The sequence below is a fragment of the Siphonobacter sp. SORGH_AS_0500 genome (assembly GCF_031453245.1).
Lineage (GTDB): Bacteria > Bacteroidota > Bacteroidia > Cytophagales > Spirosomataceae > Siphonobacter.
The window spans coordinates 2,834,837-2,850,015 of sequence record NZ_JAVIYT010000001.1; the positions used below are offsets into that span (position 1 = coordinate 2,834,837).

At 44.2% G+C, this 15,179-nt stretch carries 16 protein-coding genes; 7 read left to right on the forward strand and 9 right to left on the reverse strand.

All coding sequences use genetic code 11. The annotated features are described in order from the left end of the window. Positions 1-37: 37 nt before the first annotated feature. The 4 genes from QE357_RS12020 to QE357_RS12035 all read right to left on the reverse strand — a co-directional run bounded on the left by QE357_RS12020 (position 38) and on the right by QE357_RS12035 (position 3,125). Complete coding sequence (locus tag QE357_RS12020) at positions 38-1,180, reverse strand: methionine aminotransferase (RefSeq protein WP_309707694.1); 1,143 nt, start codon at positions 1,178-1,180, stop codon at positions 38-40. Positions 1,181-1,223: 43 nt separating this feature from the next. Then, complete coding sequence (locus QE357_RS12025) at positions 1,224-1,541, reverse strand: phosphoribosylpyrophosphate synthetase (RefSeq protein ID WP_106638284.1); 318 nt, start codon at positions 1,539-1,541, stop codon at positions 1,224-1,226. 92 nt (positions 1,542-1,633) lie between these two features. Beyond that, on the reverse strand, positions 1,634-2,848 hold the full coding sequence (locus tag QE357_RS12030) for a sterol desaturase family protein (RefSeq protein ID WP_309707696.1): 1,215 nt from the start codon (positions 2,846-2,848) through the stop codon (positions 1,634-1,636). Positions 2,849-2,885: 37 nt separating this feature from the next. Then, positions 2,886-3,125, reverse strand: a complete 240-nt coding sequence (locus tag QE357_RS12035) for a hypothetical protein (protein WP_309707697.1) — start codon at positions 3,123-3,125, stop codon at positions 2,886-2,888. A gap of 285 nt (positions 3,126-3,410) precedes the next feature. On the opposite strand from QE357_RS12035, the gene QE357_RS12040 reads away from it, so the two are divergent. Together QE357_RS12040 and QE357_RS12045 are read left to right on the forward strand one after the other, a co-directional pair. Continuing rightward, positions 3,411-4,214, forward strand: coding sequence for a mechanosensitive ion channel family protein (locus tag QE357_RS12040; protein ID WP_106638282.1), 804 nt, complete (start codon positions 3,411-3,413; stop codon positions 4,212-4,214). A gap of 205 nt (positions 4,215-4,419) precedes the next feature. After that, on the forward strand, positions 4,420-5,385 hold the full coding sequence (locus QE357_RS12045; RefSeq protein ID WP_106638281.1) for a sulfite exporter TauE/SafE family protein: 966 nt from the start codon (positions 4,420-4,422) through the stop codon (positions 5,383-5,385). A 192-nt stretch (positions 5,386-5,577) separates the two neighbouring features. Here QE357_RS12045 and QE357_RS12050 read toward each other — a convergent pair whose 3' ends face one another. Beyond that, positions 5,578-6,498: an aspartate carbamoyltransferase catalytic subunit gene (locus QE357_RS12050; RefSeq protein WP_106638305.1), complete on the reverse strand. Its 921-nt coding sequence runs from the start codon at positions 6,496-6,498 to the stop codon at positions 5,578-5,580. A gap of 96 nt (positions 6,499-6,594) precedes the next feature. Beyond that, positions 6,595-7,131 carry a bifunctional pyr operon transcriptional regulator/uracil phosphoribosyltransferase PyrR gene (gene pyrR, locus QE357_RS12055; protein WP_106638280.1) on the reverse strand — a complete coding sequence of 179 codons (537 nt, stop codon included), beginning with the start codon at positions 7,129-7,131 and terminating at the stop codon, positions 6,595-6,597. Between the two features lie 142 nt (positions 7,132-7,273). Between pyrR and pth the strand changes: the two genes are divergently transcribed. Both pth and QE357_RS12065 read left to right on the forward strand, forming a co-directional pair. After that, entirely contained in the window at positions 7,274-7,834 is a 561-nt protein-coding gene (gene pth, locus QE357_RS12060) for an aminoacyl-tRNA hydrolase (protein ID WP_106638279.1), read from the forward strand. Between the two features lie 711 nt (positions 7,835-8,545). Beyond that, a complete protein-coding gene (locus tag QE357_RS12065) occupies positions 8,546-9,901 on the forward strand; it encodes a M28 family metallopeptidase (protein WP_309707701.1) in 1,356 nt (451 codons plus the stop codon). A 140-nt stretch (positions 9,902-10,041) separates the two neighbouring features. Here QE357_RS12065 and QE357_RS12070 read toward each other — a convergent pair whose 3' ends face one another. After that, entirely contained in the window at positions 10,042-10,743 is a 702-nt protein-coding gene (locus tag QE357_RS12070; protein ID WP_157830461.1) for a head GIN domain-containing protein, read from the reverse strand. A 105-nt stretch (positions 10,744-10,848) separates the two neighbouring features. Between QE357_RS12070 and QE357_RS12075 the strand changes: the two genes are divergently transcribed. Both QE357_RS12075 and QE357_RS12080 read left to right on the forward strand, forming a co-directional pair. Then, positions 10,849-11,490: an NUDIX hydrolase gene (locus QE357_RS12075; RefSeq protein ID WP_106638276.1), complete on the forward strand. Its 642-nt coding sequence runs from the start codon at positions 10,849-10,851 to the stop codon at positions 11,488-11,490. Positions 11,491-11,552: 62 nt separating this feature from the next. Further along, positions 11,553-12,128 carry a hypothetical protein gene (locus QE357_RS12080; RefSeq protein WP_309707705.1) on the forward strand — a complete coding sequence of 192 codons (576 nt, stop codon included), beginning with the start codon at positions 11,553-11,555 and terminating at the stop codon, positions 12,126-12,128. Positions 12,129-12,297: 169 nt separating this feature from the next. On the opposite strand, the gene kbl is transcribed toward QE357_RS12080, so the two are convergent. Continuing rightward, positions 12,298-13,488: a glycine C-acetyltransferase gene (gene kbl / locus QE357_RS12085; RefSeq protein ID WP_106638274.1), complete on the reverse strand. Its 1,191-nt coding sequence runs from the start codon at positions 13,486-13,488 to the stop codon at positions 12,298-12,300. 12 nt (positions 13,489-13,500) lie between these two features. After that, positions 13,501-14,457 (reverse strand): NAD-dependent epimerase/dehydratase family protein, encoded by a 957-nt coding sequence (locus QE357_RS12090; protein WP_307143242.1) that lies wholly within the window; start codon positions 14,455-14,457, stop codon positions 13,501-13,503. Between the two features lie 228 nt (positions 14,458-14,685). Here QE357_RS12090 and QE357_RS12095 point away from each other — a divergent pair, with 228 nt between their 5' ends. After that, on the forward strand, positions 14,686-15,147 hold the full coding sequence (locus tag QE357_RS12095) for an Lrp/AsnC family transcriptional regulator (RefSeq protein WP_106638304.1): 462 nt from the start codon (positions 14,686-14,688) through the stop codon (positions 15,145-15,147). Positions 15,148-15,179: the final 32 nt, after the last annotated feature.

The window sequence follows — 15,179 nt, forward strand, 5'->3', positions numbered from 1 at the left end:
CGGCGGCATTTTTAGTTGGTTTATGATACTGAAGGCATTACCACTGAATTTTTAATAGTCGTTCTGCCGCTTGTTGAAGCATGTTGTTATCCTTTGCGAAGCAGAATCGCAACAGTTTTTGATCGTTTTTTTGCTGATAAAAAACGGAGGTCGGAATGGAAGCGATGCCGTATTCTCTGGTTAATCGAATGGCTAATTCGGCATCCCCTTCTTCACTTAACCCCTGATACGAAAGGCTCTGGAAAAACGTACCCTGCGAAGGCTTCCAGCTAAAGGCCGAACCTTCGAGATTCTTAAGAAAAAAATCCCGTTTTTGCTGATAAAATTCTGCAACGGAAAGGTAATGCTCCGGTTCCTGCAAGTAGTCCGCTAAAGCGAACTGAATGGGAGTAACGGTACTGAAGGTCAGGTATTGATGAATTTTTCGAAATTCAGTGCTCAATTCTGCCGGAGCAAGACAGTAACCCACTTTCCAGCCCGTGATGTGAAACGTCTTGCCAAAGGAGCTACAGACGAACGTTCGCTCAAATAAGTCGGGATGTTGGGCTACTGAAACATGAGGGATTCCATCGAAGGTAATGTGTTCATAGACCTCATCGGCTACAAGGTAAATTTCCCGCTCTTTAATCAAGCTTGCTAATTGATTCAGATCGTCCTTATGCCAAACCTGACCCGTCGGGTTATGCGGCGTATTAATGATCATCAGCCGGGTTCGATCCGTTATTTTTTCGGACACTTCCGACCAACTAACTTTAAAATCAGGGGCTTGCAAACTGATAAAAACCGGAACACCGCCGTTCAGTTCAATCGCCGGAACGTAGCTATCATACGCTGGCTCAAAGATAATAACCTCATCGCCCGGACTAACCACCGCTGAAATAGCAGCAAAAAGAGCTTCGGTTGCTCCAGAAGTAACCGTAATTTCTCGTTCAGGATGGTAAATCAGCCCCGAAATCTGTTCGGTTTTCTGAGCCAGCATTTCACGCAACGGAGCCACACCCGTCATTGGAGCATACTGATTAACTGCCTTTCGAAGGTAAGCCTCGACCCGATTGATTAACTCCGGGGCGGCATCAAAACTCGGAAAACCCTGTGATAAATTTAAAGCCCCGTGTTGCTGGGCCAGTTGCGACATCGTCGTGAAGATAGTCGTACCGACGTTCGGTAATTTCGTTTTCAAAGGGAGAAAAACTAATAAATGTGAATATCCATTAAACGGTGAATCAGGACTCGCGATTCACGGCCAGCTTAGCCGCCAGTTCGGCACTCGTGCTTTCTTCCGCATAGACCCCATAAGCTGAGATCAACACTCCTCTCTCGCCGTCGCGAGATTCAATTGCGTACACGATTACATTATCATCAGGATCGGACATACCTTCCAGTCGCACCGTTTCTACTATTTCAAACGCTTCAGGTTTCAGTCGCAGGTTTTCCTGCGAACAATGAATGGAATCTGGTTCGAGATTAAAATCCAGCGTAAATCCTTCTTTCTTCAATCGTTCCAGCACCTGGATCAGGGTTTCTTCTGTTGGTTGTGCCATCGTTGCCTATAGGTTAAAAAGTGAAGAACTACGGGCAAGGTACTGGTTTTGCTCGTAGTTCTTCACTGCTAACTGATGATTTCATCATTGATTTATTCGTACACCCAATGCACGTATTGACGACGCAGAAAACCCGAAGTAAAGACTAGTACTACGCTAATCACGTTTAGTCCCACCAATAGCCAGGCATTTTCGGTAAAAGCATAGAACATCAGAATCAGGCCACAAATGCGAGCGTACTCCAGATACAAAACCCAGGTTTTTTTTTCTAAAATCGCACCGATGTTAATCAGCGTTAGCAGAATAAAAACGCCGCCGCCGATACGAATACTTGAGGGCCAGTAATGATCCAGTAAAATCAGGAAAAAGAGCAGTACGGAGACGGTCACCAGTTGAGCAATAACGTAAATTCGCATGTGGCGACTGACCACCACTTCCGGTTGTTGAGACAGAAATATTTCCTCCAGTTCTCCCCTGACATTAGGATCGAAGTTAGCTGGCTTTCCAAAAACGACACCGAGTTTATTCAGAAAACCGGGCGTCTTTTTCACTGAAAGTGCAATCTCCATTAAAAAATGGAAATGCTGCCAGAGAAAACTATAACTCTTTAAAGGCTTCGTTAAGCCATAGACTGGCGTTTCGGTTTCTTCGACGAACGTACCAAAAATCTTATCCCAGATAATCAGCACATCGCCGTAGTTTTTATCAAGATATATTTCATTACTGGCGTGATGAACGCGGTGGTGCGAAGGAGTAACGAAAATGTATTCCAGCCAGCCCAATTTTCCTACCAATTGGGTATGCGTAAAGAAGGGATAGGCTCCGTGAATGAGTAATAACACCGTAATCATCTCCGCAGAAAATCCAATTAGCGGTAAGACGCACCAGAAAGCTCCCCGGACGATGGCCTGGAAAACCGTGATCCGTGCGGCAACGGTATAATTGAATTCCTCGCTTTGATGATGCACCACGTGAACACCCCAGAAAAGGTTAATCTCGTGGGCAAAGCGATGGTACCAGTACCAGACCAGATCTGTCGCCAGAAAAAGCAGAATGAACGTCCAGGCGTTCTCCTTAATGTCAAAAAGGGCAAAATGCTGATGAATAAAGTCGAAGACGTAATAGAAAAGACTGCTAACGTACAAGTCGCTAAGCCGTTCGGCTATGCCTACCCCAACGTTGGTAGCGGAATCGGCAAAGTGATGGACTTTTTTTTGTTGACGTAAGGATAGATAATACTCTAAGCCAATGAAAAAAACGAATAGTGGGATGGCAAAGGCGAGAATGTTGAAGTCCAGACCTTTCATAGAATTTATGGTTATGTACGCAAAAAATTGGGTAATCTTATGCGGTAATCGGGAACACTTTAGAAACGCCGGAAACGGCCAGTATTCTTCGAATTAATACTTGTTCAGGTTCATGTAGCTCCACTTTGATGATGCCGCGTTGGGTATGCTCCTGATAATCGAAATCGACCTGGCGAACGCGATTCCCTTTTCGGCGGCTAACGGCATTCAGTACTTCATATACCAGCAGGCGGCTGGAATTACCCTGAATTTTTAAGTCAATAATAGGATTGTTCATGGCTTTTCGGTTGATACAGCAAATTAAAACTATTTATCCTATAAAATAAGTAGATTAATATACTTTTATATGTTAAATATTTTAAATATTTGACAATCAGAGTTTTACTTTTTAAAAGCAGCTTTAGCTTTTTTAGTTCAAAAATCTCCCCTCTTTTTACCAATTCTGTATCAGAGCCAAACGTACCGTTTACTAATAAATATTGATATTAGTTATTATATTAGACAATAAGATTTAATATTACCCCGATTTAAAAGCAGCCTTTACCCTTAATAGTAATCCAAAATGGATTTAGAAAACGCTAAAAACGTTGCCCTTCTGGCTATATCCCAATACGGCGGGAAAGTATTACTTGCCTTAGCTACATTTCTGATCGGTCGTTTTATCATCGGAAAATTGATCCGGTTTTTGTCCAGTCGCATGAATCAAAGTAAGATCGATCGGGACGTACAACCTTTTCTTTCTTCCATGATTAATGTCCTACTGAATGTCATGCTTCTGCTGAGCTGTGCGGGCATTCTGGGGATTGAAACGACCTCTTTTGTAGCCATTCTGGGTGCGGCGAGTTTAGCCGTAGGGCTGGCCTTGCAGGGAAGTCTGGCGAACTTTGCAGGAGGCGTGTTGATTCTGATTTTTAAACCTTTTCGGGTGGGTGACTTGATAGAAGCACAGGGATTTACAGGGGTCGTGGAAGCCATTCAGATTTTTAACACCATTTTAGTTACTCCCGATAATAAAACCATCATTATCCCCAACGGGCCCCTATCGACCAGCCCTTTAACGAATATTTCCGGCAAAGGTATAATCCGGGTGGATATGGTCTTTGGGGTGGGAAGTCAGAATACCTTGGAAGCCACCAAATCGGCCATTCAGAAAGCAGTAGACGCTTGCCCTCATGCTCTGAAAGACCGACCACATGATGTGTTACTAACCAAACTTCAGCCCGATTCGGCTACGTATGATGTTCGTGTCTGGACCACTCCTGCTCATTACTGGGATACTTATTACTTTATGCAGGAACAAATCAAACGGCAATTTGATCAGGATGGCATTCAGGCCGCACAAAAAGTGATTTACATCAAACAGTAGCGATCATTTTAATTTTCATAAAAAAGGGAGCTTTCAGGAAGCTCCCTTTTTTATGAAAATTACTATAACCATCTAAAATACAGACCATTACACATCTACCAGCATCGTCTGCAAGCTTAAGGATTTGTTAAATCGTGAATATATTATTCTACTAATTTGGTGGAGTAGTAAATACTCTACTATTTTTGTAGGTAAACAATACTGCATGGAATCCACGCCAGACCTCATTCAATCGACCCAACCTAGACCTTCGAAAGCTAAAGTGCGTCGAAAAAACCCGTTTGAAGAAGCCATCATTACGCTCTGGAAAAGAGAACGTAAACCTGCGGAGGTTTTTATTCATATAGTTAATGCCCTGGCATTAATGATTGTCGGTCATTTGATCTTCAAATTTCTGACAGTAGAGAACATCATTACCGCTTTCAATTCTATTACCGTTGATATTCTCTGGTATGTTCTCGGTGGCTTTCTGGCTCAGATGGTGGATGGAGCTCTGGGCATGGCGTATGGCGTTTCAGCCGCTACTTTTCTGGCTGGCGTAGGCGTTTCCCCTTCCGTGATTTCCATGAGTGTCCATACTTCCGAAATATTTACCAGCGGCGTTTCGGGTTATATGCACCTGAAATACGGCAACGTGAATGCCAAGCTATTTAAAGTTATTCTGATTCCCGGCGTCATTGGAGCGGTATTAGGGGCTTATTTGCTTTCTTCGGTGCTGGAAGAATACATGGACTACGTAAAACCCGCCGTCTCCGTTTATACCCTCATCCTGGGGATCGTCATTATCCGCAAAGCCCTCATCAAGCGTCAGAAAAAGAACCCGATCAAAATGATTGGCCCCCTGGCCTGGTTTGGTGGATTTATGGACTCCATTGGCGGTGGCGGCTGGGGACCTATCGTTTCATCTACTCTGATTGCATCGGGTCGGCATCCCCGGTATACGATTGGCTCGGTCAATCTGGCTGAATTTTTTATCTCCTTCTCTTCTTCCTTGACTTTCTTTTTAGTCATCGGACTTTCGCAGTGGCAGGTAATCCTGGGCTTAATTCTCGGAGGAGTGATTGCGGCTCCCATCGCGGCTCGTCTGGCCAGTAAGTTACCCCTCAAGGCCATGATGATTATGGTAGGTATTGTAGTGATCCTAGCTAGCTTAAAACGACTGATTGGGTAGAGCGTTTGGAGTTTATTTGTTTTGAGTTATATGTAGATAAAAAAGAAAAGGGATCGAAATTCGATCCCTTTTTTACTGTAGAGACGCGATTGATCGCGTCTAATCCGCACAAAATTAATTATTAGTCAACCTATTATTACAGGTATCACTACCCCTTCCCTACGCATTCGATTAACGAACGCGATGAATCTATTAACGCTGAGCAGCCAATAGATATAACACTGCCATCCGCGTAGCTACGCCATTTTCTACCTGATTCAAAATAATGGAATGCTCAGGAGAATCAGCGGCATCGGAGCTTAACTCCACCCCACGGTTAATGGGGCCGGGGTGCATTAATACAATGGGTTTATCCAGTTCATCCAGCATGGCTTTGGTTATGCCATAATACAACGAATATTCCCGCAGACTTGGAAAGTATTTCACCTGCAAACGTTCCAGTTGAATCCGTAGTACGTTCGCTACGTCGCACCAGCGTAAGGCTTCGCGAACGTCATGCGAAACGATGACGCCCAGATCACGAATGTACCGAGGGATCAACGTGCTCGGACCGCAAACCATTACTTCGGCACCCAGTTTTTTCAGACAGAAAATATTCGAAAGTGCTACGCGAGAGTGCAAAATATCGCCAATGATCGCCACTTTCTTACCCGCCACATCACCCAGTTTTTCACGAATGGAAAATGCATCCAGCAAGGCCTGCGTGGGGTGTTCGTGCGTACCGTCGCCCGCATTTACCACATTAGCAGGAATGCGTGTAGACAGGTAATGCGGTGCTCCGGGTGAACTGTGACGCATCACGATCAGATCTACTTTCATAGACAGGATGTTATTCACCGTATCCAGCAGGGTCTCCCCTTTTTTTACCGAACTTCCTGAAGATGAAAAATTAATTACGTCAGCAGAAAGACGTTTTTCGGCCAGCTCAAACGACAGACGGGTACGCGTAGAGTTTTCAAAAAAGACGTTTGCAATGGTAAGGTCACGCAGGGAAGGAACCTTCTTAATGGGGCGATTGAGCACTTCCTTAAACTCGTCAGCGGTTTGGAAGATGAGCTGAATATCCTCTTCAGTGAGGTCTTTAATGCCTAGTAAATGTCTTGTACTTAGCACGTTCGTATAAATTAAGTTTCCGTTGATGAGCGAAAACAAATGGTGTATTCAAAAAAAGCCCCCTCAAAAAGATCGGAGGGGGAAACATCTATTCCATTAATCACTGAGCCAAATGCCGTCTTTCTCGTGGCCTTGTTCTTTCCATTCCACGATTACCCGCTGCGTATCGAGCGTGTTGACTTTCATACCTACGTAATCTGGAGCGAGAGGAATATCACGATTGTATCGACGGTCAATCAATACCGCCAGTTCAATGCGTTCCGGGCGACCAAAGAAGGTCATGGCATCCAGAGCGGCCCGTACCATCCGACCTGTCGCAATCACGTCGTCCACCAGAATTACCTTTTTCCCTTCAATGGTAAAAGGAATTTTAGTCTGGTTCGGACGAACGATTGACTCCCGGCGGCGGAAGTCGTCCCGGTGAAAAGTAGCGTCGAGCCAACCGAAAGGGATAGTCGTTCCGGTGGTCTGTTGTAGTTCCTGATGAATTCGTTGGGCCAGATGAATACCCCGGGGTTGCAGACCCAGAATAACGGTATCTGCAAATAATTGGTGATTCTCAATAAGTTGTTGGCACAATCGACTAATTGTGATTTCCAACAAGGGACTGGCAAGAAGCAATCGTCGCTGCATAGGATGGCAAAATTAGGCAAACGAAATTAGGATTTAGGAATCCTAAGGGGCGAAATTCGCTTTTCAATTGCGAAATAATTGCGGATGCGTTGATCTTCTGTACAATGTGCCAAAGAAATTTATCCGTTTAATCTAAAAATACATGAAGTATCTCATCGCGGGTCTGGGAAACATTGGCCCGGAATATGCCCTGACCCGTCATAACATCGGGTTTATGGTTCTGGATCGGCTGGCGGCTCAGGAAGGATTAAAATTTGACATAGGCCGACTGGCTTACGGAGCGGAACTCAAGTATAAAGGTCGTACGATATACCTGATCAAGCCTACTACGTACATGAACCTGAGCGGGAAGGCGATTAACTACTGGATGAAGGAATTAAAAATTCCCATTGAAAATACGTTAACTATTACGGATGACATTGCCCTTCCCTTCGGAAAACTTCGCGTTCGTTCCAAAGGATCGCACGGCGGGCACAACGGGTTACGAAATATTCAGGAAATTTTTGGTACGGATCAATACGCTCGTTTACGGTTTGGTGTCGGAGGCGATTTCCCGAAAGGACGACAGGCGGATTACGTTTTGGGTGAATTTCCGAAAGCTGAATTAGAGTTAATTCCCGAGCGTCTGGATAAATGCATTGACATTCTTTTGTCTTTTTGCACTTTAGGAATTGACAAGACGATGAATAATTTTAACGAATGATTGTACTTATTAAAGAATTTTCAATTTTTGGAAAGTAATATTTTCAGGAACTTTATTCCATATTTATCCATATAATATTTTACCTAGCGGTCTTTTTGTATCAAATTTTTCGTAATAGTGCTTTTAAAATAGGATATTATTCCGAATAATATTTTGAAATTGTAATTTTCCAAGTTTGGACTTTTAAATTAGTGTATCTACATTTGTAATGTCAAACGAGGACAAGTAAATTGTAAAATACCAGGAAGTATCAGAAATGATTTGTAACTTTGTGGTAGTTACCAGAAAAGAAGTTGAAGATTTGATTTTGCAGTAAAATTAAGTTTTCAAAAAATAGTTTCTTTTCGAAAGCTTTAGCGAAATTGCAGAAATTTCATTTCGCAGGATTTGTTCTCTTTGGAATGCATTTTTTGGAACTATGTTTACTAGTGAAGAGTTCCAAAACCAGACACGAAGGAAAGATAAGTGAAAGAGGCCGTGTCGTATTATTCACAAGAGGTTAGCGTTTTTTCATAGTAAAATAGGTTTAGAGGTTAAGTGGGATAAGGTTGAGCGTTTCGCTCGGCCTTATTTTGTTTTATAGCTATACTGACATTCGTAGCCTTTCTTCAGGGTTTTCCATCCTAAATTCCCCAGCCCATCTATTCTCCCATCGGAATGAGCTCAGAAGTATTACTTTGCTTCATCACTGACCAATACTTTTGAGATCGTATGTTCAAACGTTACCTGCTCCTCGGAGCTTTCTTCCTCCCACTTGTTAGTCATGCTCAGGAAATAGTGAATCGCGACCCGGAAATTGAGCGTTATGTCAAAGCTATTTCGGCAGATTCCATGAAAGCCAGTGTAGAAAAACTGGTTTCCTTTGGCTCTCGTCACACCATGAGTTCAGTCACGGATGCCACAAAAGGAATTGGAGCGGCTCGTCGATGGACGCTTTCCAAATTTCAATCTTACGCTAAAAACTCCGGTGGCCGTTTAACCGCAGAACTACAAAGCTGGACCTTAAAACCCGACGGTCGCCGGATTGATAAGGAACACGAAATTGCCAATGTCGTCGCTACCTTAAAAGGCACCGATCCTGCGGATGATCGCGTTTTTGTTATTTCTGCCCACATCGATTCCCGTGCTTTCGACATTATGAACCGGGATATTGATTCGCCCGGTGCCAATGACGATGCGTCTGGAGTAGCCACGGCTTTGGAGCTGGCTCGGGTTATGGCTCAGGCCAAATTTCCGGCTACCCTTGTCTTTTTGATTGTGAGCGGAGAAGAACAGGGTTTATACGGAGCGGATTATTATGCTCAACAGGCCGTTGATAAAAAATGGAATCTGGAAGCCATTCTCAATAACGATACCATGGGTTCCTCAGCTGGAAGTGAAACGAGTGTTATTGATAACACGAGACTTCGGGTTTTCAGTGAAGGCTTACCCGCCTACCAGACTGCCGAGCAGGCCGCTACAATTCGGTCCATTGGGGCGGAAAACGACGGAAAAACTCGTCAGTTAGCTCGTTACATGAAAGAGGTGGGCGAACGTTACGTTGAAAATCTGGAAGTGGTTTTGATTTACCGAAACGACCGTTTTCAACGCGGGGGTGATCATACGCCTTTTGTCAATCGTGGATTTGCGGCGGTTCGTATTACTGAAATGAATGAAAACTTTGATCACCAACACCAGGATATTCATACCGAAAAAGGTAAAGAATACGGCGATTTGATCAAGTTCATGGATTTTGAATACCTCCGTAAAAATGCCGGAGTTAACCTGGCCACCCTGGCAAACTTAGCCAAAGCTCCACAAATGCCTCAGGAGGTCAAGATTGAAGTAAAAGGATCGGCCAATTATGCTAAACTGAATTGGAAAGCTCCGAAAAGCGGAAAAGTGAAGGGCTATTATGTGTTAATGCGGGAAACCTATCAGCCTTTCTGGCAAAAGAAGTTTTTCGTGACGGATACGTCGATTACGCTCCCCTACTCGCGTGACTCTTATTTCTTCGCCGTTCAATCCATCACGGAAGGCGGAAATGAAAGCTTACCCGTGATTCCTCTGCCCACTGGGCGTTACTAGCAAGAACATCCCGAAAGTTTAAAACTTTCGGGATGTTCTTGCTAGTAAGTTTTTATCGTTATTGAATAATCTATGACTTAACCATAAAGCCAAGAATATCAATCTAATAACTAACAACCGCGGTCGCTAAAAACTATGAACTACTCGGCTTTCACCTCGCCGCCCAAATTAGAACTGACGTTCTTCCGGGAAGGCTTTCCTTTGTAACGAACGGCTCCGCCGGTATTAGCCGAGGCATCCAGCCGTTGCGTAACGGTAATCCACGCCACTCCGCCCGTGTTGGCTTTTACGAAAGCGTCCTCACTTGTTAAGTTATAAGCGTGAATTTCTCCACCGGTATTTACACTGGTTTGTTGTTCAGAAGCCTTGCCCGACAATTCCAGAACAGCCCCCTGAGCAGCTTTCGCCTTCAGATTGCGAACGTCGGCTTCGAGGGTAATCTGGCTTCCGGTAGCCGCCTGAAGATCCAGATCGCGGGTTTGCACCACCTGCAATACTTTCACATCGGCACCCACACCCGTATACAGTGATTCAAGATTAGTGTAAGCCAGACTTACGTGAATGTCACTGGTCCGGCAATCCCCTTTCTTAACAACTTCCTTTTCCCAATTCTGACGGATGATTAACTCATCGTTCTTCGTTTCAACGGTTACTTTAGAATCGTCCAGCGATTTTGGGGTGGTGATTACCAGTGATGGACTGTCATTCTTTAATAACTCGGCTGTTACGCATCCCAGAATTCTGACTTTATTAAAGGACTTAATATCAATCGTTTTGGTTTGCTGAGCGTAACCAGACAGGGAGGCTAAAAGCCCGAAGGCCACTAATTGATAAGATTTCATAAGATTCATGATCATATTTTTCATAACAAAGATGCAGTTGTTTTATCGTCCGTTGCAGGGAAAACGAGTAATTTGAGCCATTCTTATAAGATTAATAAAAACAAGATGGGCGACTACGCACAATCCACCAAGTTTAAACTCTGGTTAAAGAACCTCCAACGCAACGGCGTTATTATTCACGGCACGGAAGAGTTATTCACAAAATATCGTTCCGATGGTGACTTGCTTTTCGGGTTATTCAATCTGGATGCGACGGTTCCTGAAGGCCATAAAATTCTTCCGCTCTGCTTTATCAAGGGGGAAGTTATTTCGATCCTTACCTGTTTGATTGATAAAGAAACAAAAGAAAAATACCTGCTGCTGGTGCAACAACGCCGCATTTGCGACGGGAGTTACATGTACGAACACCCCGCCGGCATGGTGGATGGTTCGGACTTACCGCTTGATGTGGCCGTGCGGGAAATTCAGGAAGAAACCGGGTTAATTGTTACTGCTGATCAGGTTCATCAACTGAATGAAAAACCCTTGTTTCCCAGCAGCGGCACGAGCGACGAAGCCATGTACTTTTTCTACGTCGAACTGGAGCTAAGCCGCGAGGAAATTTTCAGTTATGACGCCCAAACCACCGGAGCCGATCACGACGAATTCATTCTTACGAAAGTTGTCCCCCTGAAAGAAGCTATGGGCCTGATGCGTAACGCCTGTGCTTTACTGAATATTCATTTATATCTAGCAGCGAAAGTTTAATTCTTACTTTTGCCAGCTACTAATCAGACATTTACATTACATCTACGTCTTAGAATGCTAAAATGAAACTGGCCCTATTCATAGCCCTGTGGTTGGGGTTAATTAGTGTTTCTTCCAAGGCTCAGGATAATTTCGGATTAAAGTTTTTCGGTTTGTCTATTCACCCCAAAGGAGAAAGAGAAAATGCATTTTTAATGCCCCGCCGATTCGATAGCAAGGGTTATCTGGTCCTAAACATTGGAGGTGTTTTATCTTACGAGAAATTCATCGTGAAGGATATTCTTTCCGTAAAAATAGCGAGTGCTTTGTACGCTGATTGTGCCGCTCAGCTAGGTGGATTTGAACACGTGGGTATAAGAGCTAAAATTTTTAAAACAGAAAAACATAGCCTATACGGTGGGATTGGTCCAACTTTAGTTTTTCGTAAAAACTGGCTTCGGCTCAAGGGTTACAAGAACTTGAATCGATTTCGGGGAGACATTGATGACCCCTGGCAACACCTTTTCCTTTGGTATGGCGGTGAGTTCGAGTACAAGTATACGCTAACCAGGAAATGCGACTTTGCACTCTCTTTTGTTCCAGGTTATCCTGATTTAATGAGTATCTCGTTTGGCTTGCATTACAAGCCAGGCTTATAAAGCCTTATTGAGAAATGATTCAGAAAGAATATATCTATACTGAACAGGCCTAAAACGAAAAAGCCATGGCTGAATCAGTCATGGCTTTTAAATTTTCGTTGAAGTGTAACTATGAAAACCAAAAAATCTGTTAGCTGATGGGAAGTACCCATCAACTAATAATCAATACTTATTTAATAACGCCGAGTTCCTTACCCACTTTCGTAAACGCAGCCACTGCTTTTTCCAGGTGTTCACGTTCATGACCTGCGGAGATTTGCACCCGAATCCGGGCTTTTCCCTGAGGTACTACTGGATAGAAGAAACCAATGACGTAAATGCCTTCTTCCAGTAACTTCGCAGCAAATTCCTGAGCTAAGGGAGCGTCGTATAGCATTACGGGAATGATGGGGTGCTCTCCGGGCAATAAATCGAAACCAGCGGCGGTCATTTCCTGCCGGAAGTAACGGGCATTCTCTTCGAGTTTATCGCGTAAAGCCGTAGAAGACTTTAATAAATCCAGCACCTTCAGCGAAGCTCCTACAATGGCCGGAGCCAGCGTATTGGAAAACAAATACGGACGCGAACGCTGACGCAGCAGATCAACAATCTCTTTTCGAGCCGCCGTAAATCCACCCGAAGCACCGCCTAAGGCTTTTCCGTACGTTCCGGTAATAATGTCAATGCGACCAAAGACATTTTTATATTCTGGCGTTCCGCGGCCTGTTTTACCAATAAAACCGCTGGCGTGGCATTCGTCTACCATGACCATTGCGTTATACTGATCGGCCAGATCGCAGATTTTATCCAACTGGGCAATGGTGCCATCCATGGAAAACACGCCATCCGTGACAATCAGGATACGACGCGATCCAGCAGCAGCCTTCAATTGGGCTTCCAGATCGGCCATGTCGTTATTTTTGTAACGGAAACGTTTGGCCTTGCATAAACGAATCCCATCAATGATGGAAGCATGATTCAGTTCATCCGAAATAATGGCATCCTGCTCATTGAGTAAAGGCTCAAAAACGCCTCCATTGGCATCAAAAGCAGCAGCATAGAGAATACAGTCTTCGGCTCCAACAAACTCAGCCGTGGCCTTTTCCAGTTCTTTATGGATGTCTTGTGTACCGCAAATAAAACGAACCGAAGACATGCCAAAACCATGAGAATCAATGGTTTCGTGAGCGGCCTGAATGACGTCCGGGTGTGACGACAAACCCAGGTAATTATTGGCACAGAAGTTCAGTACTTCCGTTCCGTTTACAATTCCGATCACTGCCGACTGAGGCGTCACAATGATTCGTTCTTTCTTATATAAACCAGCGGCTTCAATGGCGGCCAGCTCCTGTTGAAGTTCTTCCTTAATAGATCCGTACATACATTACTAAATTTAGACCTGAGTTAAATCGGCATGGTATTGATGATCCAGATGATGAATCATGTCTTCGGTCATTCGTGTCAAATCATAGGCTGGTTTCCAACCCCAGTCCCGACGAGCCGCGGAATCATCAATGCTTTGAGGCCACGAATTTGCAATCTGTTGACGAAAATCCGGCTTGTAAGTCGTCTGAAACGTTGGAAAAAAGTGCTGAATGGCTGCCGTAACCTCCACCGGTGTAAAACTCAACCCCGCTAAATTGTAAGAATTACGCACGGTGATCTGGTCAGCATCTGCCTCCATCAACTCCAGCGTTGCCCGAATGGCATCGTCCATATAAATCATGGGCAGACGGGTGTCTTCCGACAGGAAGCACTCATAATCCTGACCCTGAACGGCTTTATGATAGATATCTACGGCATAATCCGTCGTTCCCCCACCGGGCATAGACTGGTAGCTAATCACGCCCGGATAACGAATGGATCGAACATCCAGGTTATACTTCGTATGGTAATACTGCATCCAGTTTTCCGCGGCAACCTTACTGATTCCGTACACAGTCGTAGGATCCAGAAAGGACTGCTGAGGAGTATTAACCGGATTGGCCGATGGCCCAAATACGGCAATAGAGCTGGGAATAAAGACCTTACTGACTTTTTCTACGCGAGCTACTTCCAGTACGTTCAGTACCGTTTGCATATTCAGTTCCCAGGTACGAATAGGATTTGCCTCCCCACTCGCAGATAAGATAGCCGCCAGGTGATAAATCTGAGTTACCTCATAGCGACGTACCAAAGCTGTGATAGCCTCAGCCTTCGTGGCGTCGAGTGTTTCAAAAATTCCAGAGAACACCTGGGGTGTTTTAAGATCAGAAGCGACTACCCGGTTCAGGCCGAACTTCTGTTGGAGAGCCTGCACTAGCACAGTACCAATTTGCCCCCCGGCTCCAATAACTAAAATAGTATCCATAGGTCAGAAAAGGATTAAGTGTGAACCGACCATTTAAACGGCTTCCATTCTGATTCACAACAGAACTTCTTCCGATGCAAAACTATATTTAAAGTAATATTTATGGAATCATATGTAATAAATAAGAAAATATTCTCGCATCAAGCTACATTTGCCATTAAATTCACTGAAACACTATTTCTATAATAACCCATTGTAGAAAAATTTTTGGCAGCTTTTTATCCGCTTATGGAAAACCTGGACGATCTCGACCGAACCCTGCTCCGACTGCTTCAGCAGGACGCAAAAATGACTACCAAGGAACTCGCAGCCGAGCTAAACCTTACGATCTCTCCGGTGTATGAACGCATCAAACGGCTGGAGACGCTGGGCTACATTAAACAGTACGTTGCAGTTCTGGATAAAACCATGCTAGGGCAGCCCATTACGATCTTCTGCCAGGTTTCTATGCGTTATCACAATGAAGCGTTCATCGAAAAATTTGAACAGAACATTCAGGAGCTTGAAGAGGTGCAGGAATGTTACCACATGGCCGGTCAGGTTGATTTCTTATTAAAAATCAATCTCCGTTCTCTGAACGATTACCACGATTTCGTGAAGTACAAGTTGTCCAAACTGGAAAATATCGGAACGCTAAACAGCACCTTCGTCCTCAAGGAAATTAAACACACTATTGGCTATAGCATCTAACACAAAAGGGTTGGCTTCGATAGCCAACCCTT